Here is a 16,147-nt window from a genome sequence, read left to right on the forward strand (position 1 = left end):
GCTGTCGGTAAAGCGGGACTGCTTCATGGAACCTCCTCGGGAAAGACTACGAGAAAATTCCACCTATGGCGTCAGCTAACTGGCGGGGGGATTACCGCTACACTACGCCAGAAGGATTGTAAAACATGAAGCGCAAATTTTTTCTGGTTATTCTTTTTGCCGCCATATTGTTTTCACGTAACGGATTGGCGCAGCAGCCTGATATAGCTACCGAGATTGCATCCGACCCAGTTAGGATCAATTTCCCCATAACAGGCTCCATTCTGCAGTTCCTCTACGTGAGGCGAAATGCCGACACTGACCCGAGCATCGACGTTTACAGCATAAGTCCCAAGGGAAACGCACTTACCGCCGAGTATGTCGCCGAAATTGGGCCACAAGGTGGCCCTCCGAACATTCAGTCAGTATTTCTGAAGGATGTCGACAAAAATGGCAGCCAGGAACTTCTACTGCTTGTTTCCTGGGAAATCAGACACCCAGGCCTCAGCACCTCCGGCAACTATTACCGCACCTATGTATATGCCAACAGGCCGGCCGCCGAAGGCCGCGGTTTTCTTCGCCTCACCGACATAGAGAAGAAGATCGGGTCTGGGTTGGATGGCACGCTTGAAGGTAAGAAGGTCACATTTCCCTACAAGGACGCCCGCAGCATTCGTACGCTTCTTGATCAAAAATAAACGCCAACCAGAGCGGCTTACTTACCAAGGGACAAAGAAGCGGAATTCTTTGAGAGAGGCCTGAAATGCGACTGTTGGGAATAATCACGGCACTATTCGCACTTTGCTACCCGCATCAAGTTTCATCGCAAAGCCAGTCCCAGGCCTGCAACAGCATTGTTACCAAGGATCTTTTGGCATGCGCCTCCGATAAGCTGAAAAAGGCTGATGCACATTTAAATTCAAACTACCGAAAAGCCCTGGCACTGCTTCCCGCCAAGAAGCCGACACTCAAGGAAGCGCAAATTTCCTGGCTTAGCTTTAGAGATGAATACTGTCAGGATATCTATACAGAGACACTGCCTGGAAACGAAGCCGACATCGAGAGGACGCTGTGTCTTGCCCTGCTGACTTCTGATCGCGCGGCCGAGATAGAGCGCCTCTATACCTCAAGCCAGGACCGTGAATTCTATAGAGCAGTTAGCGCTCTGGAACGAGCTGGTTATGACCGAGCTGAACTTATGGGTAAGCTAAAAAATAGTGCTTCGCAAGACCAAAAATGGTCGAGGTATGTTTCTCAGAACTGCGAACTCCAAGGACAAGTGAAGAAGGAGAACGAAGATAACTGCAAGGCTCGAACGAACTTCAACCGTAGCTACTAGCCGACTATCACATGTTACTGATGGCGACAAAGCGAAAATTTTTCCCCTTATAAGGATGCCTAGAGCATTCGCTCGCTTTTTGATCAAGGCGGTTAAACACGGCTCGTGATTGTTGCTTAGCTCGCTCTTTTCCAACCTGGCTTCATCCAAATCTCGAACACGGCAGCTACCGCAACCGTTTCCTCGCCGTGCCGGCCGACACCGCCCTCGTGCCATTGGCGCGGCCCAAGCCGCTCGCCCCCGGCGCGCAGACCGCGCGCGTGGTCGGCCTGCCCGACGCCGCCAACACCGCCAGCCGCGACCATCAGGTCCGCATCCAGTTCGCCTGGCAGCGCGGCACCGCGCCACACACCGGCGGCCTCGACGACGCCGGCTCCAGCAGCCACCCCGACGGCCACGCACCGGGCGACCACACCTGCGGCACCTGGGTACGCGTGGCCGAGTGGCTGGCCGGCCCCAACTGGGGCAGCCACGCCCTGCCGCGCATCGGCGCCGAGGTGCTGGTCGAGTTCCTGCACGCCGACATCGACCAGCCGGTGGTCAGCGGCCAGTTGTTCAACGGTGACGTTGCACCACCGTTCGCGTTGAGCGACGCCAGCAACCACCTCGGCACGCTCTCGGGCCTGCACACGCAATCGCTCGACGGCAGCGGCACCCAGCAATGGCTGGTCGACGATGCCCCCGGCCAGCTGCGCCAGCGCCTGCACACCAGCCTGGCCGACAGTCGACTCGAGCTGGGCTACCTGATCGACCACCACAACGGACAGCGCGGCGCCCTGCGCGGCCAGGGCTTCGACCTGGCCACCCTGGGCTGGGCCAACCTGCAGGCCGGCCAGGGCGTGCTGCTCTCGGCCAGCGCCCGCGCCAACGCCGCCTCGACCCAGTTCGACGTCGCCGAGGCGGTGTCGCAAATGCGCGGCGCCGAGCAGACCGCGCAGGCGCTCAGCGACGCCGCCGGCCAGCACCGGGTCATGGCGCTGGCCGCCAATGCCGGGCAGACCGCGCTGATCGCCGCGCTCGATGTCGAACACGACGGCCGCTACACCGGCCCCGTCAACGGCCAGGCGGCGACCAAGCCGTCCGGCGGCTCACGCAACGGCGGAACCCCAGTCGAACGGTTCGCGCGGCCGCTGCTGTTCGTCGAATCCCCCGACCGCATCGCCGCCGCGTAAGCTTCCCCGTCAAGCAGACAGTTCTAAAATAGAACTTCTGGCGGCTTGTTGGCGGTATTCGGCCGGTGTCAGATCGCCCAAGGCGTCGTGCGGTCGCTGTTCGTTGTACTCCTGCATCCACCACCATGTCGCCTCCCGAACATCGTCGAGGGTAGCGAACAGGTACTGACTCATGACCTCCTCGCGGAACGTCCGGTTGAAGCGTTCGATGTAGGCGTTCTGGTTGGGTTTTCCCGGTTGGATGTACTGGATGGCCATGCCGTTGGCCTTGGCCCATTGCACGAAGGCCTCGCCCAGGAACTCTGGGCCGTTGTCGGTCCGAAGCACCTGTGGCAGGGCATGGTCGCGCTTGAGTTGCTCGAAGATGCGCACCTGCTGTAGAGACGAGATCGACGTGTCGACCTCGATGTGCAGTACCTCGCGGTTGAAGTCATCCACGACGTTGAAGGTGCGGAAGCGACGACCGTTGGCGAGCGCGTCGGACATGAGGTCGGCCGACCACACCGTGTCCGGCATCCTCGGGACGTACAGCGGTACGCGCTCGCGTTTTGGCAGTCGGCGTTTGGCCTTGCGGCGCAGGTTGAGCTTCATGGCGATGTACACGCGGTAGATTCGCTGGTGGTTCCACTCCGGACGGCGGCGTTTCAGCAGCTTCCGGCATTTCCAATAGCCCCGGGCGGGGCGCTCCTCAACCAGGCCTGCCAGGGCGGCAATAATCTCGGCATCGCGCACCGTCCAGTCCAGTGGCGGGCGATACCAAGCGGCACGGGACAATCCGAGGTAACCGCAGGACCGGCTCAGTGATCGCCTGTGAACTTCCGTCAGGAAAGGAACTGGCTGCCGAGACCCCGGGGCCGGCGTAACGTGGGCCACGCGCAGCCAGCAACTGTCGGTCGCGGTGTCCGCATCGGCCGCGTCCGACTAGAAATGGAACCGCACCTCGCCGCTTAGCGCTCCGATCGCAGCCTCAAGCTGCCCACCATCGATTTCCACAGATCATCAATCTGCTCGTCATTTAGCGTCGCCTTCGCAGATTCATCCGTTATCAGCTGCGCCTCAATGAACGGCCTCAGCGGGTCCTTGGGCACCCCCTGCGCACTCCAGAAATACTTGTAAATACGGCCGCCGCCTCCACGCGGGGCGCTGATGTCAATCTCATAACCTAACTGTCCGCCGTAGCTTTCTTTGCCGCGCCGGATAGTGTTAAGACCTTGAGTTTGGCTGGACAGATGGGCAAGCTCGCCGCCGACTCGATCGGCTAACGACGGCTCGTTGTCGGCCTTATGAAGACCGGAGAGATCGACACTGAATTTAACTTCAGGATGCTGGGGAAAGGTTGCATACAACGTCGCACGACCGCCGACGTCCTGTCGCCCTTCCTCTACGAACAGTCCTTCGCCTACACAGAAGCCTGATGATGTTGGCACTTCGCCAGGGCGCAGCGGCTTGAAGCGCCCAGCGGTCTGGATCAGCGCGTCGCGCACAGCAGGATAGCGCCCTGCACCACTGTGCTTTTCCTGGAAACGGTAATGTTCATTGCCATAGAGTTTGTGCAACTCGGCGATGAAAGCCCCACTGCCTTCGGTGGAATGGTAAGCCAGCACCGCCTCTTCGGAGGTCGCCGTGAACCCGAGCAGACGTGTAGGCGCCACGCTCAAGTAACCATCGACCTTCATTTTGCGAGCCAGCGGCGAATCGGGAACCTGGGTTTTCTTTGCATCCAGTTCGGCCGCACGCTTGCGCAGAGAACCTTCGATCGCCGAAAAATCTTTGGCCTGTCCCTGCTGTTCGACCTCGACGTTGTAATAGCTTCCGTCAACCTTGACACGCGCCCCTGTTGGAAGGTCGACCAGAAAGTGGCCAATACACCAGGTACTGGTGTGATTTTCGCTCGCCATGGATTTCTCACTAGAGGATGCGGTCGCACAGGCCACCAGAACAATGGTGGCGCCAAGCGCGAGAGGGAACCGGGGCATGTGGGACTCTCCTGCTCATGATCACGATATCCGCTTCAATATTTTTCCAATGGCGTACAAGGAAACTTGGCGCGCACCCTCATCATCATAGAAGCCCGCGTGGGCCTCACTCATCTGCGTCAGCTTGAAGCTCTGCCGGTATCCACCGGCTAATTCGGGGCCTGCACCGGAGTTGTGGGGCACGGTGTCGTCACCAGGCTCAGCCGGGGCGGCGATCTCGAACTCGAATTCGCGCCCTCCAACCCGAACGGAAACTGGATTGCTCTCACCCGGACGCGGCAGCGCGGCCAGCAATCCCGCTGCGTCGGCCTTTATCGCATCGTCGGACTTCCACACCACATTTTGGTAACTGCGCAAGCCGGGATCAGCACCGTAGTGCGAATAGGTTTCGGCGTGATAGCCGGTCCTCAGCGTGACATGGAAGTCGTTGGCGATCAGCAGATTGGACAGGTAGGATTCACGGGGTGAAATGGGAATCTTGGCATTTTGTGTGGAGCCTGCCGGGTCCACGAGCTGTTCATCGACCAGACGCCACCAGCGATCCTTTTCATAGTAAATCTCGGCATATGGATCGCTTTCCGGTAGCGCCAGAACAGCCTCTCCGTCCACGCCCTTGGCCTGCAGCCACCCATTGCCATACTGATGGTTTGGCAACAGCTCCAACGGACCTGGTGCATTGGCGAAGATAGCGGTGATCTGGGCAGCATTACGACCGAGGACAAACCGACTCAGGCCGCTATAGCCTGCCCGCACATGATGGTACGCAGCGCCGGCACCATTGGCTGGCATCACGCCGTGGCCCACGCCCAGCATCTTGTCCTCGGCATCGCCGTACTGGTTATGCAAGGCGGCCCGGGTGACCAACCCACCCATCGAATGCGTCAGCACCACCACCTTGTCGCTGCGCACACTCGAATTAGTGGCTCACGTCGACAGGTCTGTACTTGGTGTCGCCGAAATAGATGCATCTCCAATCGGTCAGCTGGCCACCTAGGAGTCCAAAGTGCGCAATCGAATCATGTGAGAACCGATCGAAGAAGCGGGTCACCGGTTCCGGCAGAGGCTCTGGATTGTCCCAGGCACGCAGCATGGCCCCCTCGGCCATATTCAAGTGTTCGCCCTTCTCACGCTTGCGATAGATCTTCTTGATGCCGTCGTCGAGGTCACGGTCTTCGCTGCGCAATTGCTTCTGGTATTTCTTGACCGTGGACAACCTCTCGCGAAGGGCACGCTCTTCCGTCGCCGCCGTTTCATACTGTGCCTGCAGCTTCGGATCCGCAATGGATGGGTAAGTGTCGAACGGACGCAATTGCGACTCAAGACGCATCCTTTCCCGCCGGACCGTACGCAGCTCGGCTTCGAGTCTGGTCCGCTCTTCGCTCATGCGCGCCATGGAGGCGGTGTTGTCATGGTGCTCGACACGATGCTTCAGCCAGCGATGCAGCAGTTCCATGTGCCCCACCTGCACCTCTTCGAGGCGACCTTGCTTCTTCGGCACTGCCTGCAGGTAGGCGTTGTAGACCTCACGCAATTCGGGGTCGTCCTTGTTGAACTCTTCCTGCACTCGACCTGGGAGATCGGAAAAGCTCTGAAACAGCACCCCGGCTGCGAACGCCATATCGTACATTTCGTGCAAGGCAAAACGGGCGATGGTATTTTCACGCCCCTGATAGTCCGGCGCATAGCCCCCGCCCACGTCCGAATGCACCCCGGGATACCAGATCTCGATCGCGTTGTCGGGGTAACGGGCATCGACCCGGGTCGAGTCCAGCGGAAACAGACGCCGTGCCTCGTGCGCGGCGGTCATGTGCACGCTCTGCTCCACCATGCCGGACAACTTCACGTCTTCGGCCCAGCCGTTGTGACCGCCGTTGCGACTGTACATCGCATCCGGGAACATCCGCTCCCAGGCCGAGCACACGGTATCGAACAGGCCGGCAAAGGCGATCCGGATCGGCTTGTCGCGATAGTGATAACGCCCGTCATCCTGTTTGCACTTGCCCGTCAGGTCGCGGATGAACGCCCGTGCCTGAGCCGCCCCGCGCGAGAAACCGAACACGTTGACGTTGACCAGCAGGATCTTGACCTCGGCCGGGTAGCTGTCGATCAGCTCGTCCAGTCGCTTCAGGGCGTAGTCAATCCGGTCGTCGGCACGCGCGCCGCGGGCCAGGCCGGGAGTCCCGCCTTCGTCTCCAATCTTGTCGAAGGGCGTGCCGACGCCGGGGATGTAATCCGGCAGGATGTTGGGTGCTCGGGGTTTATGCGCCAGGGAGAGCTTGGCAATATTGCTCATGGCACCGGTGTCCCGGTCCTGCTCGAGGTTGTTGCCGGTACCGTCGAAGAACACGGTGTAGTGCAGCGTTTGCGTGCACCCCGTCATGGCCTCCTCTTTTTCTGGGGCAGTGCAGGCCAGTGCGTCCTGGCGTTGGCGCCGCTCCTGATCGGTCAGCTTGCGCATACCGCGCGCCAGTCGCGCCGTGCGGGCGGTGGCGTCGGCATCGGGAATCGGATCGGGCGATCCCGGCACCAGATCCACCTGACCGGAAATCTTGCTGACATAGTCGATGCTCATCGCTTGTAGCCCTCGGGTGGCTGGATACGACGAGCCTTCCAGACGTTGGCCATGCCCTGGATCAGCTCAGCCTCAACATGGCCATCGGGAAAGAAGTGCAGGATCAATTCGCTTGGATGCTCCGGATAGGGGAACGCGAGTTCCACCATCGCTTCATGAGGCTCGTCAGGTCGACGTTGATACTTGTTTGTAGAGATGTCGTAAACATCCGCCACGACCCATGTAACTTTGACGCTATGTCGTTTGCTTCGATCTCGCGGCGCCAACAGTCCAGCGGCAGAACCGCTGTTGCTATGCGCCCCAGCGCCACCAAGCCACATGCCATTTACTCGGATGTCTCCGATATAGCGACCGGTATAGTTGAAAGCGAAAAGGGAGACGCCCTCACTCACCAACTTGCCGCCTTTCTCGCCACCCTTTGCCATGGCCGCACACCCTCCGAGAAACATCAGTCCCACCATTAGAGCTACAGCCGCGATCCATCGTCCACTCATCATTCACATCTCCTCGCTGCCGTAACAATCTGTGGTCAACATGCTCTCGAAGTTCAGTTCGCGTAAATATCTGTGATTACTTGCCGCAACCGACGGCGCCCCGCGCGGACCTCGGCGAGCGGACCAATCCACTCCGGCTGCAGGTGGAAGTCGAATCCGGTCAGCAACGCTTCGGCACAGAAGCGCACAGCATCCGGCCCGCCCGTGATGCCGTAGGTCTTGGCAGAATCCAGCACCTGCCGGAAGAAGTCGTAACGCTCCATCTCGAGCACCGTGTCCAACAGTTCGCCATCCGTGAGGGCGAAATGCTCGATCATGGTGTGCGGGTAACAGCCGTCGATTACTGCATTGCGTTGCTGCTCGTCCAGTCGAAGCGGGGGAGTGAATGCGTCCATCTCGGTATAGCTTCCGTCCAGCACCTTCCACGAAAGATCTGGTGCCACATACCACCAACGCCGCGCCAGGCTGAAGAAAGCAGCATGTTGCTCCTGGGTTAGCGCTCCCGCGAGGTGGGGCAGCACGCGACCGTCGAAGTAGCGTGCCAGAGAGCCGGTGTCGTCACCCAACACGAGGTCGAGCCGCCGAGTCAGCCGCTGCAGCAGATCATGGAAATGAGCCAGGGTTTCAATCACGGTCACAGCACCCACTGACGTGATTGAGGCGGCCAGCAGCTGCAATTGCCTTGATGGATCGCCATCTTCAAGCAGTTGCACTAAATAAGGCGAAACATCCGTCGTCTTGTCCGCCATCAGGCCACTGAATAAAGGAGCGACCATTATTCGCGACGATGACTGGCGCAACAGATGGGATGGCGTCTTGCATTGCGCGCCATCCACCAGCAGGTAGCGCTTTGTTTCAAGTCGCGCGCGCGTAAGCTGCAACGGAGGAATTTTGACCATGCCTCATTTTTTCCTGGGGAACGGCGCTGCCCGCTGCGCGGCCGCCAGCAGACACTCTTTGCAGACCGTTCCCGGGAAAGCGGGCAGCGGATAGTTCTGCTGTACCGGCCCCACAAACGCCTTCTTCCCCGCATGCACCGTGATCGTGCCCGGGCAGGCGATGGTGATGTTGCCGCCTTCGATGGTCATGCTCGCGCCGCCGGCGGTGGCCAGGTGCACGGTCTTGCCGGCCGCCAGTTCGACCTGCGCGTTGGCGCTGACGATCTTCAACTGCTCGCGGGATTGCAGCTTGGCGATGCCGTGCTGGGCCTCGAACTCCAGCTGGCCTTGTGCCGCCACCAGGCTCAGCGCGACGGTTGCTGCGCTTGCGTTGGTCGCGTCATGGCTGCTGGCGCCTGGCTTGACCGCGTTGGCCAGCCAGCCGATCGCCTGGCCGGCGTGGATGCGCAGGTCCTTGGCGATGGCGGCGTTGCTGGCCTGGCCGCTGGCCAGGGTCAGGGTCTCGCCCACCGCCCACTGCAGGCTCTGCCCGGCCACCACGCCGATCCCGGCCGGCGCCGCCAGCCCGAGCAGGGGGTCGCCGCTGTGCGGGACCCGGCCCGTGCCCGCGTCAGCCTTGTGCTCGCGCGCCTGGGTTTGGGCTTCGTCGAGGGCCTGGCCGCTGACCGTGGTCCTGGCGCTGGTCTGCAACGCCTGCAGCGGCGCCTGGTCTTTGATCAGCTGCGACTGCTTCGCCTGCGTCACGCCCTCGTGCGCGGCCAGCTTGACCGTCTGGTGCGTGCCGGCGGCTTCGGAAAAGGTCTGGCCCAATTGCGCGGCCTGCTTGAGCAGGGCGGTCGCGGCGATCTGCTCGCCGGCCGGGGCCCCGGCGCTGCGGGCGTAGGCGCTGATCCACAGCCCGCGCTCGCCGCGCACCGCACCCCAGCGGTCGCTGCGCAGCTCGAAGCCCTCGCCGCGGAAGCTGCCGCGGTGGTTGTCGGCCTGGTGGATCAGGTGGCCCAGGTTGAGTTGGCTGGTCGTTGTAGAGCGCGCCAACCACCACCGGCCGGTCGATGTCGCCGTCCAGGAACGCCACCAGCACTTCCTGGCCGATCCGCGGCAGGAACTGGCTGCCGACCCCGGGGCCGGCGTAACGCTGGGCCACGCGCAGCCAGCAACTGTCGGCCGCAAACATTGCGTTACTACTACGCTGCGGCCGACTCCTCTCCTGATTCTTGCACTTCACCGGCAGCGAGCAGCGTGCCGGTTTCATCTCCTCCGCTCCGCGCGTACTGCGCTTCTTCGTCACCACCGATATAGATGGCCCGTGGATCGGATGGCAACGAGGCGTCCATAGCAAAGCCTGCCAGCGAGTCGTGCACGTAGTTGTCGAAGAACGCAATAATTTCCGCGTCGCGCAATCCCTGGTCGTGTATGAACTCGTTCTCGTAGGCCTGCACCAACGCAGCGTAGTGCGGGCGCAGTGGCGCCCGGTTCGCCCCACCCTTAACAAGGCGGCTCAACATTTCGGCATCGCGCACCAGTTGGCGGTCGTAGACTAGCAGGTTGTCGACGCTGCCGCCGGGAATTCCAGCGGCTCTCGCCTGGGCGCGCAGATAGGGGTCCTTCGCCTCCTCCAGGCGTTGTTGGGCCACGTCACGCGCCTTTGCGGCGGTAGCCAATTTGCCGTTGGGGTCACCAAAACGGGCCATGTTGCGCATGGCGGCCTGGTAGTCCTGGTCTGCGCGTCGCATTGCATCTTCCGCCGCTCGCAGTTCGGGACTGTTCTGCAGCCGCTGCATCTCGTGATTCGCAGCGGCCTTTTGTTGCTGGTGCGCACGTTCGCCTGCGCGGATGTCGCGTTCGTTAGGCAAGCGCTCGGCTTTCGGAACCTCTGAATATTGGTAGGTACGGATGCGCTGGAAGCGCCAGGCGAAGTACAGTCGCATGTGGGCGAGCACGGCATGGCCCAGTGGGCGAGCGGTGTTGCCGGCCTTGGTCATGTAGTGTTTCCAGCTCTTGATCAAGTCCGGAGTGACTTGGAAGTCGAGCTCTAGCTCGCCGTTCTTGAATTGCCCTATGGGCTCGAGTGGCACCCCACCCTTGACTGCTTCGGCATGCATGGCCCGCAACGGGATGTTGCTCAACGCCTCTCGACGATCAAGACTTTTTCCTTGGAATCCTGGCAAATAGCCTCCGCCCACATCGGAGTGCATGCCCGGATAGACGATCTCGACGCAATTGCCTGGGTAACCGCGGCCGTTGCGCGCCGAATCCAGCGGGAACGAATTGCGCTGCTCGTGCGCAGCCACCAGATGCACGCAACGTTCGGCCAACTGTGGGATGTGCAGGTCACTGGCCCAGTCCGAATGGCCGTCGGGATTGCCAGGGGTAGGGTCGGCACCCGGCGCACCGAACGCGAGCGTCAACGGCCCGCTTGCCGGGTCGCCGCCGCGCGCGCGCAGGCCGTCTTCCAGCGACACCCAGCCCTTGGCGATGCGGGCCGACAGCAGGGTGTCGGCCGTTGCCGGCAACCCCACCGAGGCCACCGTGTCGAAGATGCCCATGAAACGCAGGCGAAAGGGCACTGGGGCCTTGTCCCAAGTCCATTTTCCACTCTGCCGCGTCACACGCTTGGCCAGGCGCAGGGCGAAGGCGCGTGCCAGTGCCGCACCGCGCGAGAATCCAAACAGCGCCACATTGACGTCCAGGACGCGGTTGGCCGGGTACTTGGCGACTACCAGATCCAGCTGACGCATCGCCCATTGCAGGCGCGCATCACCGTAGGCGGCAAAGGCCTTGCCAGTGTTGGTTTCACCGGGGTCGCCGATCTCGCGGAAATAGGTGCCGATGCCGGGGACGTAAACTCGGTAGATCCCTTCCGCCGAATCGTCTTCAACATGCGCGCGGTACAACCGCGCGACGTTGCTATCACGATGGGTCGGTTCGTCGGCCTCGCGGTTGTTGCCTGTACCGTCGAAGAAAATGCTGATCCACAGCGGGATGCGGCAGACCGGCCCGACGCACTGTACGTCAGCCTTTGCGGCGGCGACCGCTTCCGGCATTGCTGCCGGCGTGGTCGCGGCCGCTCCCGCTTCCGGGTCAGCGCTGCGTTGCAAGGTACGCACATCGGGCGGGGCGGGCGGGCCCTTGTGGTCGGGGCTGCCGGGGCGGACGGGCATGGTGACACTCCTTGTCTGCAATCAATCGACGTAGGTGCGCATCTGTTCCGCGGTGCACTGCGGCCAGTCCGGCACGCCCGGACGACGGCCGCGCTCGTCCACCGGCAGCTTCAGCCGCGGCGGGCTATAGACGTCGGTGATCGCCACCTCGACATGCCCGTCCTTGTAGAAATGCACCTCGAAGTACTCGGGACGGGCCGGTACTGGCGTGGTCAACGTAACTTCCTGTTCCTTCCAATGCTGCTTGTAGTTATCAAAGACCCCTCCCCCCACTTCGACCTGATGCTTGCACGCATCGGCGACCCAGCGCACGGTGTACTTCTTGGGTGGCGGCAAAAGGGGATACCAGCGCACGCAGCAGGCGCCTCCTCCACCGCCGGATGTGGCCTTGCTGACACGGACATTCCCGCCCCAGACCCCATTGACGTAGAAGCTGTCGATGTAGTGGTCGGTGTAGTTGTAGCTGTGGATGGCCAGGTCGAACGGCCCATTGGGGCCAGGCTCGCCGAGACCCACAGAGGCAGGGGGCGGATTGGCACGGCAACCCGTCATCAGTGCCAGCGTTGCCAGCAACGCCAGCGACCAGCACCAAAGCACCGGCCGGGGATAGCGGGAATACCCAGTCATTCGATTCATCCTTGCTCCACAGTGGTCAAAACCAGCTGATCCAATACATTCAGGCAATAGTTCAATCGATCGGGGAAGTCGACCAGCCCCTCGGCCTGTGCGTGCTGATCCTGCTCTTCCACAAAAGCCATCCGCTGACCAAAGCTCCACCTCACAAGCTGCATGGGACGCCGCTTTCCGAGAAAACGCACCAATTGGTGCCGCTCCGAAACGACTTGCATTGCCGCCGCCTGGACTGCGCGAATCGGCATGGGTGCTACAAACGTGTCCTGGCTCGAAGCGGCGACTATAGGGATCCCTTGCAAGCAGCGGTACGCGTCGAGGTACCACCAGCTGTGGCCGAGTGCAAAAAAGGAATTGCGCTGCGTTTCGTCACAGGCGTAATGCAAGACCGGAAGCACACGCGGGTCGTAGTAACGAAACAGCGCTTCGCCCTCCGGAGTGCTCGCTGTCAACCGCTGCGAAAGACGTTCAGCCAACGTCTCCAACGCCAGATCGGACACAAGCCATGTGACGCAATCCAGTTGCAGCGCTTGATCCACGATGGAGCGTATCGTGATCGCATCCGCCATCGGGCTGCCATCCGGCCTCAACCCGACTAGCCACACCGCCAACGTTTCAGCACTGCCTTCTGGCTGTGACAAAAACAGGTCGCGCGCACTGCCTCTGCGCTTCAACCGTTGCAGCCAACGTTGCGGCTCGTCCATGGCCGCCAGGTCCAACGTCGCGTACAGGCTTGCTTTTGCCTCAGACGCCGCAGCCCAAAGAGCCTTGGTAATGGCAGCTCGCTCATCGTCCAACGCAAGAGGCACGTCAAGGTCGACCGCATGTTTCATACCTCACCTCACCACGAACGCTTGCGCCGCCACGGCGGCACGCTTGATGCATTCTTCGCACACGGAGTCCGGGAATTTTGGAAGAGCGAAACTCTCATTGACCGGCCCCACAAACGCCTTCTTCCCCGCATGCACCGTGATCGTGCCCGGGCAGGCGATGGTGATGTTGCCGCCTTCGATGGTCATGCTCGCGCCGCCGGCGGTGGCCAGGTGCACGGTCTTGCCGGCCGCCAGTTCGACCTGCGCGTTGGCGCTGACGATCTTCAACTGCTCGCGGGATTGCAGCTTGGCGATGCCGTGCTGGGCCTCGAACTCCAGCTGGCCTTGTGCCGCCACCAGGCTCAGCGCGACGGTTGCTGCGCTTGCGTTGGTCGCGTCATGGCTGCTGGCGCCTGGCTTGACCGCGTTGGCCAGCCAGCCGATCGCCTGGCCGGCGTGGATGCGCAGGTCCTTGGCGATGGCGGCGTTGCTGGCCTGGCCGCTGGCCAGGGTCAGGGTCTCGCCCACCGCCCACTGCAGGCTCTGCCCGGCCACCACGCCGATCCCGGCCGGCGCCGCCAGCCCGAGCAGGGGGTCGCCGCTGTGCGGGACCCGGCCCGTGCCCGCGTCAGCCTTGTGCTCGCGCGCCTGGGTTTGGGCTTCGTCGAGGGCCTGGCCGCTGACCGTGGTCCTGGCGCTGGTCTGCAACGCCTGCAGCGGCGCCTGGTCTTTGATCAGCTGCGACTGCTTCGCCTGCGTCACGCCCTCGTGCGCGGCCAGCTTGACCGTCTGGTGCGTGCCGGCGGCTTCGGAAAAGGTCTGGCCCAATTGCGCGGCCTGCTTGAGCAGGGCGGTCGCGGCGATCTGCTCGCCGGCCGGGGCCCCGGCGCTGCGGGCGTAGGCGCTGATCCACAGCCCGCGCTCGCCGCGCACCGCACCCCAGCGGTCGCTGCGCAGCTCGAAGCCCTCGCCGCGGAAGCTGCCGCGGTGGTTGTCGGCCTGGTGGATCAGGTGGCCCAGGTTGAGTTGGCTGGCGGCGTGCGTGGTCGCCAGTTGCAGGCGCAGCTGGCCGTCGCTGTCGTCGAACACCAGCCGGTTGTGGCCGCTGCCGCCGAACTCCTTGGACACGATGCCCAGCAGCGCCGCGGCATTGCGGTGGCCGTCCCCGTCGCCGCTCATGCCGTGCCAGGCCGGGGCGTGGCCGCCGGCGGCGTTGCCCTGCGCGCTCGGCGCGTGGTCGCCGGCCTGGGCGTAGGCGTCGAGTGACGTCTCGGCGCTCTTGCCGCCCGGGGTCGCCGGCACGCCGGCCTCGCCCTGGCCGTTGTACAACGCACCGACCACCACCGGCCGGTCGATGTCGCCTTCCAGGAACGCCACCAGCACTTCCTGGCCAATCCGCGGCAGGAACTGGCTGCCGACCCCGGGGCCGGCGTAACGCTGGGCCACGCGCAGCCAGCAACTGTCGGCCGCGGTGTCCGTATCGGCCGCGTCCGACTGGAAATGGAACCGCACCCGGACCCGGCCCAGCGCGTCGCCGTGCAGCTCGTGGCTGCCCTGCGGCGTGGCTCGGCCATCGGGCCCGACCACGCGCGCGGTCTGGTAGCCCGGCGCGGTCGGGCGCGGGTTCAGGCGCGCACCGGTGCCGTCGGCCAATACCGGCCGCCACGGTTGCGCCCGCGCCACGGCGGTGAAGGCGTTGGCGTAGCCGACCGCTTCGGCGCGCGCCAGCACGGCCTGCCAGGTGGCGGCCGGCACGACGCCACCGTCGAGTGGGACCGCGGCGGCACCCAAGGTCGCGTCGATGCCCTCGCGCACCGCCTTGGGCAGGTTGTTGACGCCGGCGTGGCGCACCGTCACCAGCAATGCCTCTTCCGGCGGCGTCTCGCCGTCGCGGGGCGCGTCGGTGGGGGCGAACCAGGTGCCGGCGCGGAAGGTGCGCACCGTGCCCTGGCCGAGCCAGGTCGCACGTTCGGCATCGCGCGCCTGTGCGATCAGGCCGGCCGTGCGCTCAGCCTCATCGCGATTGGCGAATGCGTACGCGCCGACCGGGTCGTAGACCTCCAGCCGTGCCACGTTCGCGTCCTCGCCCAGCGACAGGCTCGTGCTGCTCGCTTGCGTGCTCTTGTAGTCGTCGCTGATCAGGGTCAGTGCGGTCGATCCGATCCGCCGCACCGCGCCGAACGCCTGCACCGTGTCGGCCTGCTCGGTGGCGTTGCTTCGGTGGAAGCGGATGCCGCCGCCGGCTTCGGCGCTGGCCTCCTGCGGGCCCTGGCCGCTTTGCGCGAACAGCACCGCGCGGTGGCCGCCCGGGGCGTCGCCGTTCTCCTCCAGCCGCCAGCCCAGGCCTTCCTCGGCCAGCAGCCGCGACACGAACGCCAGGTCGCTCTCGCGGTACTGCACGCAGTAGCTGCGCGGCCGCGTACCGGCGAGGAACGCGGCGACCTCGTCGCCCCATTGCCATGCCGCCAACGGCGCGTAGCCGGCGAACACCGCCTCGACGATCTGCACGACCGTCTTGTCCTGGTACACCCGCGAATGCCGGCCCTGTCCCAGCAGCCAGGTCCACGGCACCAGACTCAGCCGGTAACGCGCCAGGCTGCCGTCGCTGCCCACGCACTGCGCCTCGCGCACCAAGCCGCTGCGGCCGACCCGGCCGCCGTCGGCCAGGCGCGTCCACAGCGTCGCGCGTTGTCCCAGAAATTGATCCAGCGGCAGGTGCGCGTCCACCGACAGCGCATCGACCCACCATTCGAAACCACCGCTCGCGTCGCCCGGCGACAGCGCCTCGACGCCTTGCCAGCGCTCCACCGCCCACGCCGACGCGTCCAGGCCACCGGCTTCCAGCGTGTACAGCCGGTCCGCGCCCGCAAATCGCGCCAGACCCGCCAGCAACCCCTGCATCCCTTCGTCCCACGCCACGCCGATTCCTCCATGAATGGCTCTGCTGCCACCGCGCCCCACCGTTGCGACGGATCGCATGACCGGCGCAACCCCTCACCGGACCGACACCGCACCGCTCCCAGCGGTTGCGACCATCGGCTGACGCACGGCGTCAAGTTACCAGAACTGCCGCCGCCGTGCTGCCGCGTAGGGTAGGAAACCGCCCGGCCGCG

13 protein-coding genes and 1 pseudogene are annotated in these 16,147 nt (G+C 63.5%); 3 read left to right on the forward strand and 11 right to left on the reverse strand.

The features are described 5' to 3' along the window. Positions 1-125: 125 nt before the first annotated feature. The 3 genes from ACFOLC_RS12645 (at position 126) to ACFOLC_RS12655 (ending at position 2,490) form a co-directional block, all read left to right on the forward strand. Positions 126-677 carry a hypothetical protein gene (locus tag ACFOLC_RS12645; RefSeq protein ID WP_386759620.1) on the forward strand — a complete coding sequence of 184 codons (552 nt, stop codon included), beginning with the start codon at positions 126-128 and terminating at the stop codon, positions 675-677. A gap of 65 nt (positions 678-742) precedes the next feature. Beyond that, a complete protein-coding gene (locus tag ACFOLC_RS12650; protein WP_386759621.1) occupies positions 743-1,318 on the forward strand; it encodes a lysozyme inhibitor LprI family protein in 576 nt (191 codons plus the stop codon). Positions 1,319-1,506: 188 nt separating this feature from the next. Continuing rightward, positions 1,507-2,490: a type VI secretion system Vgr family protein gene (locus tag ACFOLC_RS12655; RefSeq protein ID WP_386759622.1), complete on the forward strand. Its 984-nt coding sequence runs from the start codon at positions 1,507-1,509 to the stop codon at positions 2,488-2,490. Between the two features lie 9 nt (positions 2,491-2,499). On the opposite strand, the gene ACFOLC_RS12660 is transcribed toward ACFOLC_RS12655, so the two are convergent. The 11 genes and pseudogenes from ACFOLC_RS12660 to ACFOLC_RS12710 all read right to left on the reverse strand — a co-directional run bounded on the left by ACFOLC_RS12660 (position 2,500) and on the right by ACFOLC_RS12710 (position 15,935). Then, positions 2,500-3,363 carry an IS3 family transposase gene (locus ACFOLC_RS12660; RefSeq protein ID WP_386759623.1) on the reverse strand — a complete coding sequence of 288 codons (864 nt, stop codon included), beginning with the start codon at positions 3,361-3,363 and terminating at the stop codon, positions 2,500-2,502. Between the two features lie 74 nt (positions 3,364-3,437). After that, complete coding sequence (locus tag ACFOLC_RS12665) at positions 3,438-4,466, reverse strand: T6SS immunity protein Tli4 family protein (RefSeq protein ID WP_386759624.1); 1,029 nt, start codon at positions 4,464-4,466, stop codon at positions 3,438-3,440. A 21-nt stretch (positions 4,467-4,487) separates the two neighbouring features. Beyond that, positions 4,488-5,375, reverse strand: coding sequence for a hypothetical protein (locus ACFOLC_RS12670; RefSeq protein ID WP_386759625.1), 888 nt, complete (start codon positions 5,373-5,375; stop codon positions 4,488-4,490). A gap of 7 nt (positions 5,376-5,382) precedes the next feature. Then, positions 5,383-7,038 carry a phospholipase effector Tle1 domain-containing protein gene (locus tag ACFOLC_RS12675; protein ID WP_386759626.1) on the reverse strand — a complete coding sequence of 552 codons (1,656 nt, stop codon included), beginning with the start codon at positions 7,036-7,038 and terminating at the stop codon, positions 5,383-5,385. Continuing rightward, on the reverse strand, positions 7,035-7,532 hold the full coding sequence (locus tag ACFOLC_RS12680; RefSeq protein ID WP_386759627.1) for a DUF3304 domain-containing protein: 498 nt from the start codon (positions 7,530-7,532) through the stop codon (positions 7,035-7,037). Before ACFOLC_RS12680 ends, ACFOLC_RS12675 begins: the two co-directional genes overlap by 4 nt. Positions 7,533-7,585: 53 nt before the next feature. Continuing rightward, positions 7,586-8,431: a DUF4123 domain-containing protein gene (locus tag ACFOLC_RS12685; RefSeq protein WP_386759628.1), complete on the reverse strand. Its 846-nt coding sequence runs from the start codon at positions 8,429-8,431 to the stop codon at positions 7,586-7,588. 3 nt (positions 8,432-8,434) lie between these two features. Continuing rightward, positions 8,435-9,623 (reverse strand): annotated as a pseudogene (locus ACFOLC_RS12690) (DUF2345 domain-containing protein); the annotation flags it as partial. Beyond that, a complete protein-coding gene (locus ACFOLC_RS12695) occupies positions 9,616-11,592 on the reverse strand; it encodes a T6SS phospholipase effector Tle1-like catalytic domain-containing protein (RefSeq protein WP_386759629.1) in 1,977 nt (658 codons plus the stop codon). The pseudogene ACFOLC_RS12690 and the gene ACFOLC_RS12695, both read right to left, overlap by 8 nt. A 21-nt stretch (positions 11,593-11,613) precedes the next feature. Beyond that, complete coding sequence (locus tag ACFOLC_RS12700) at positions 11,614-12,219, reverse strand: DUF3304 domain-containing protein (RefSeq protein ID WP_386759630.1); 606 nt, start codon at positions 12,217-12,219, stop codon at positions 11,614-11,616. A gap of 5 nt (positions 12,220-12,224) precedes the next feature. Then, positions 12,225-13,055: a DUF4123 domain-containing protein gene (locus ACFOLC_RS12705; RefSeq protein WP_386759631.1), complete on the reverse strand. Its 831-nt coding sequence runs from the start codon at positions 13,053-13,055 to the stop codon at positions 12,225-12,227. A 3-nt stretch (positions 13,056-13,058) separates the two neighbouring features. Next, positions 13,059-15,935, reverse strand: a complete 2,877-nt coding sequence (locus ACFOLC_RS12710; RefSeq protein WP_386759752.1) for a type VI secretion system Vgr family protein — start codon at positions 15,933-15,935, stop codon at positions 13,059-13,061. Positions 15,936-16,147: the final 212 nt, after the last annotated feature.

Origin of the sequence: Lysobacter cavernae (assembly GCF_042648505.1) — a bacterium.
Lineage (GTDB): Bacteria > Pseudomonadota > Gammaproteobacteria > Xanthomonadales > Xanthomonadaceae > Lysobacter_L > Lysobacter_L cavernae.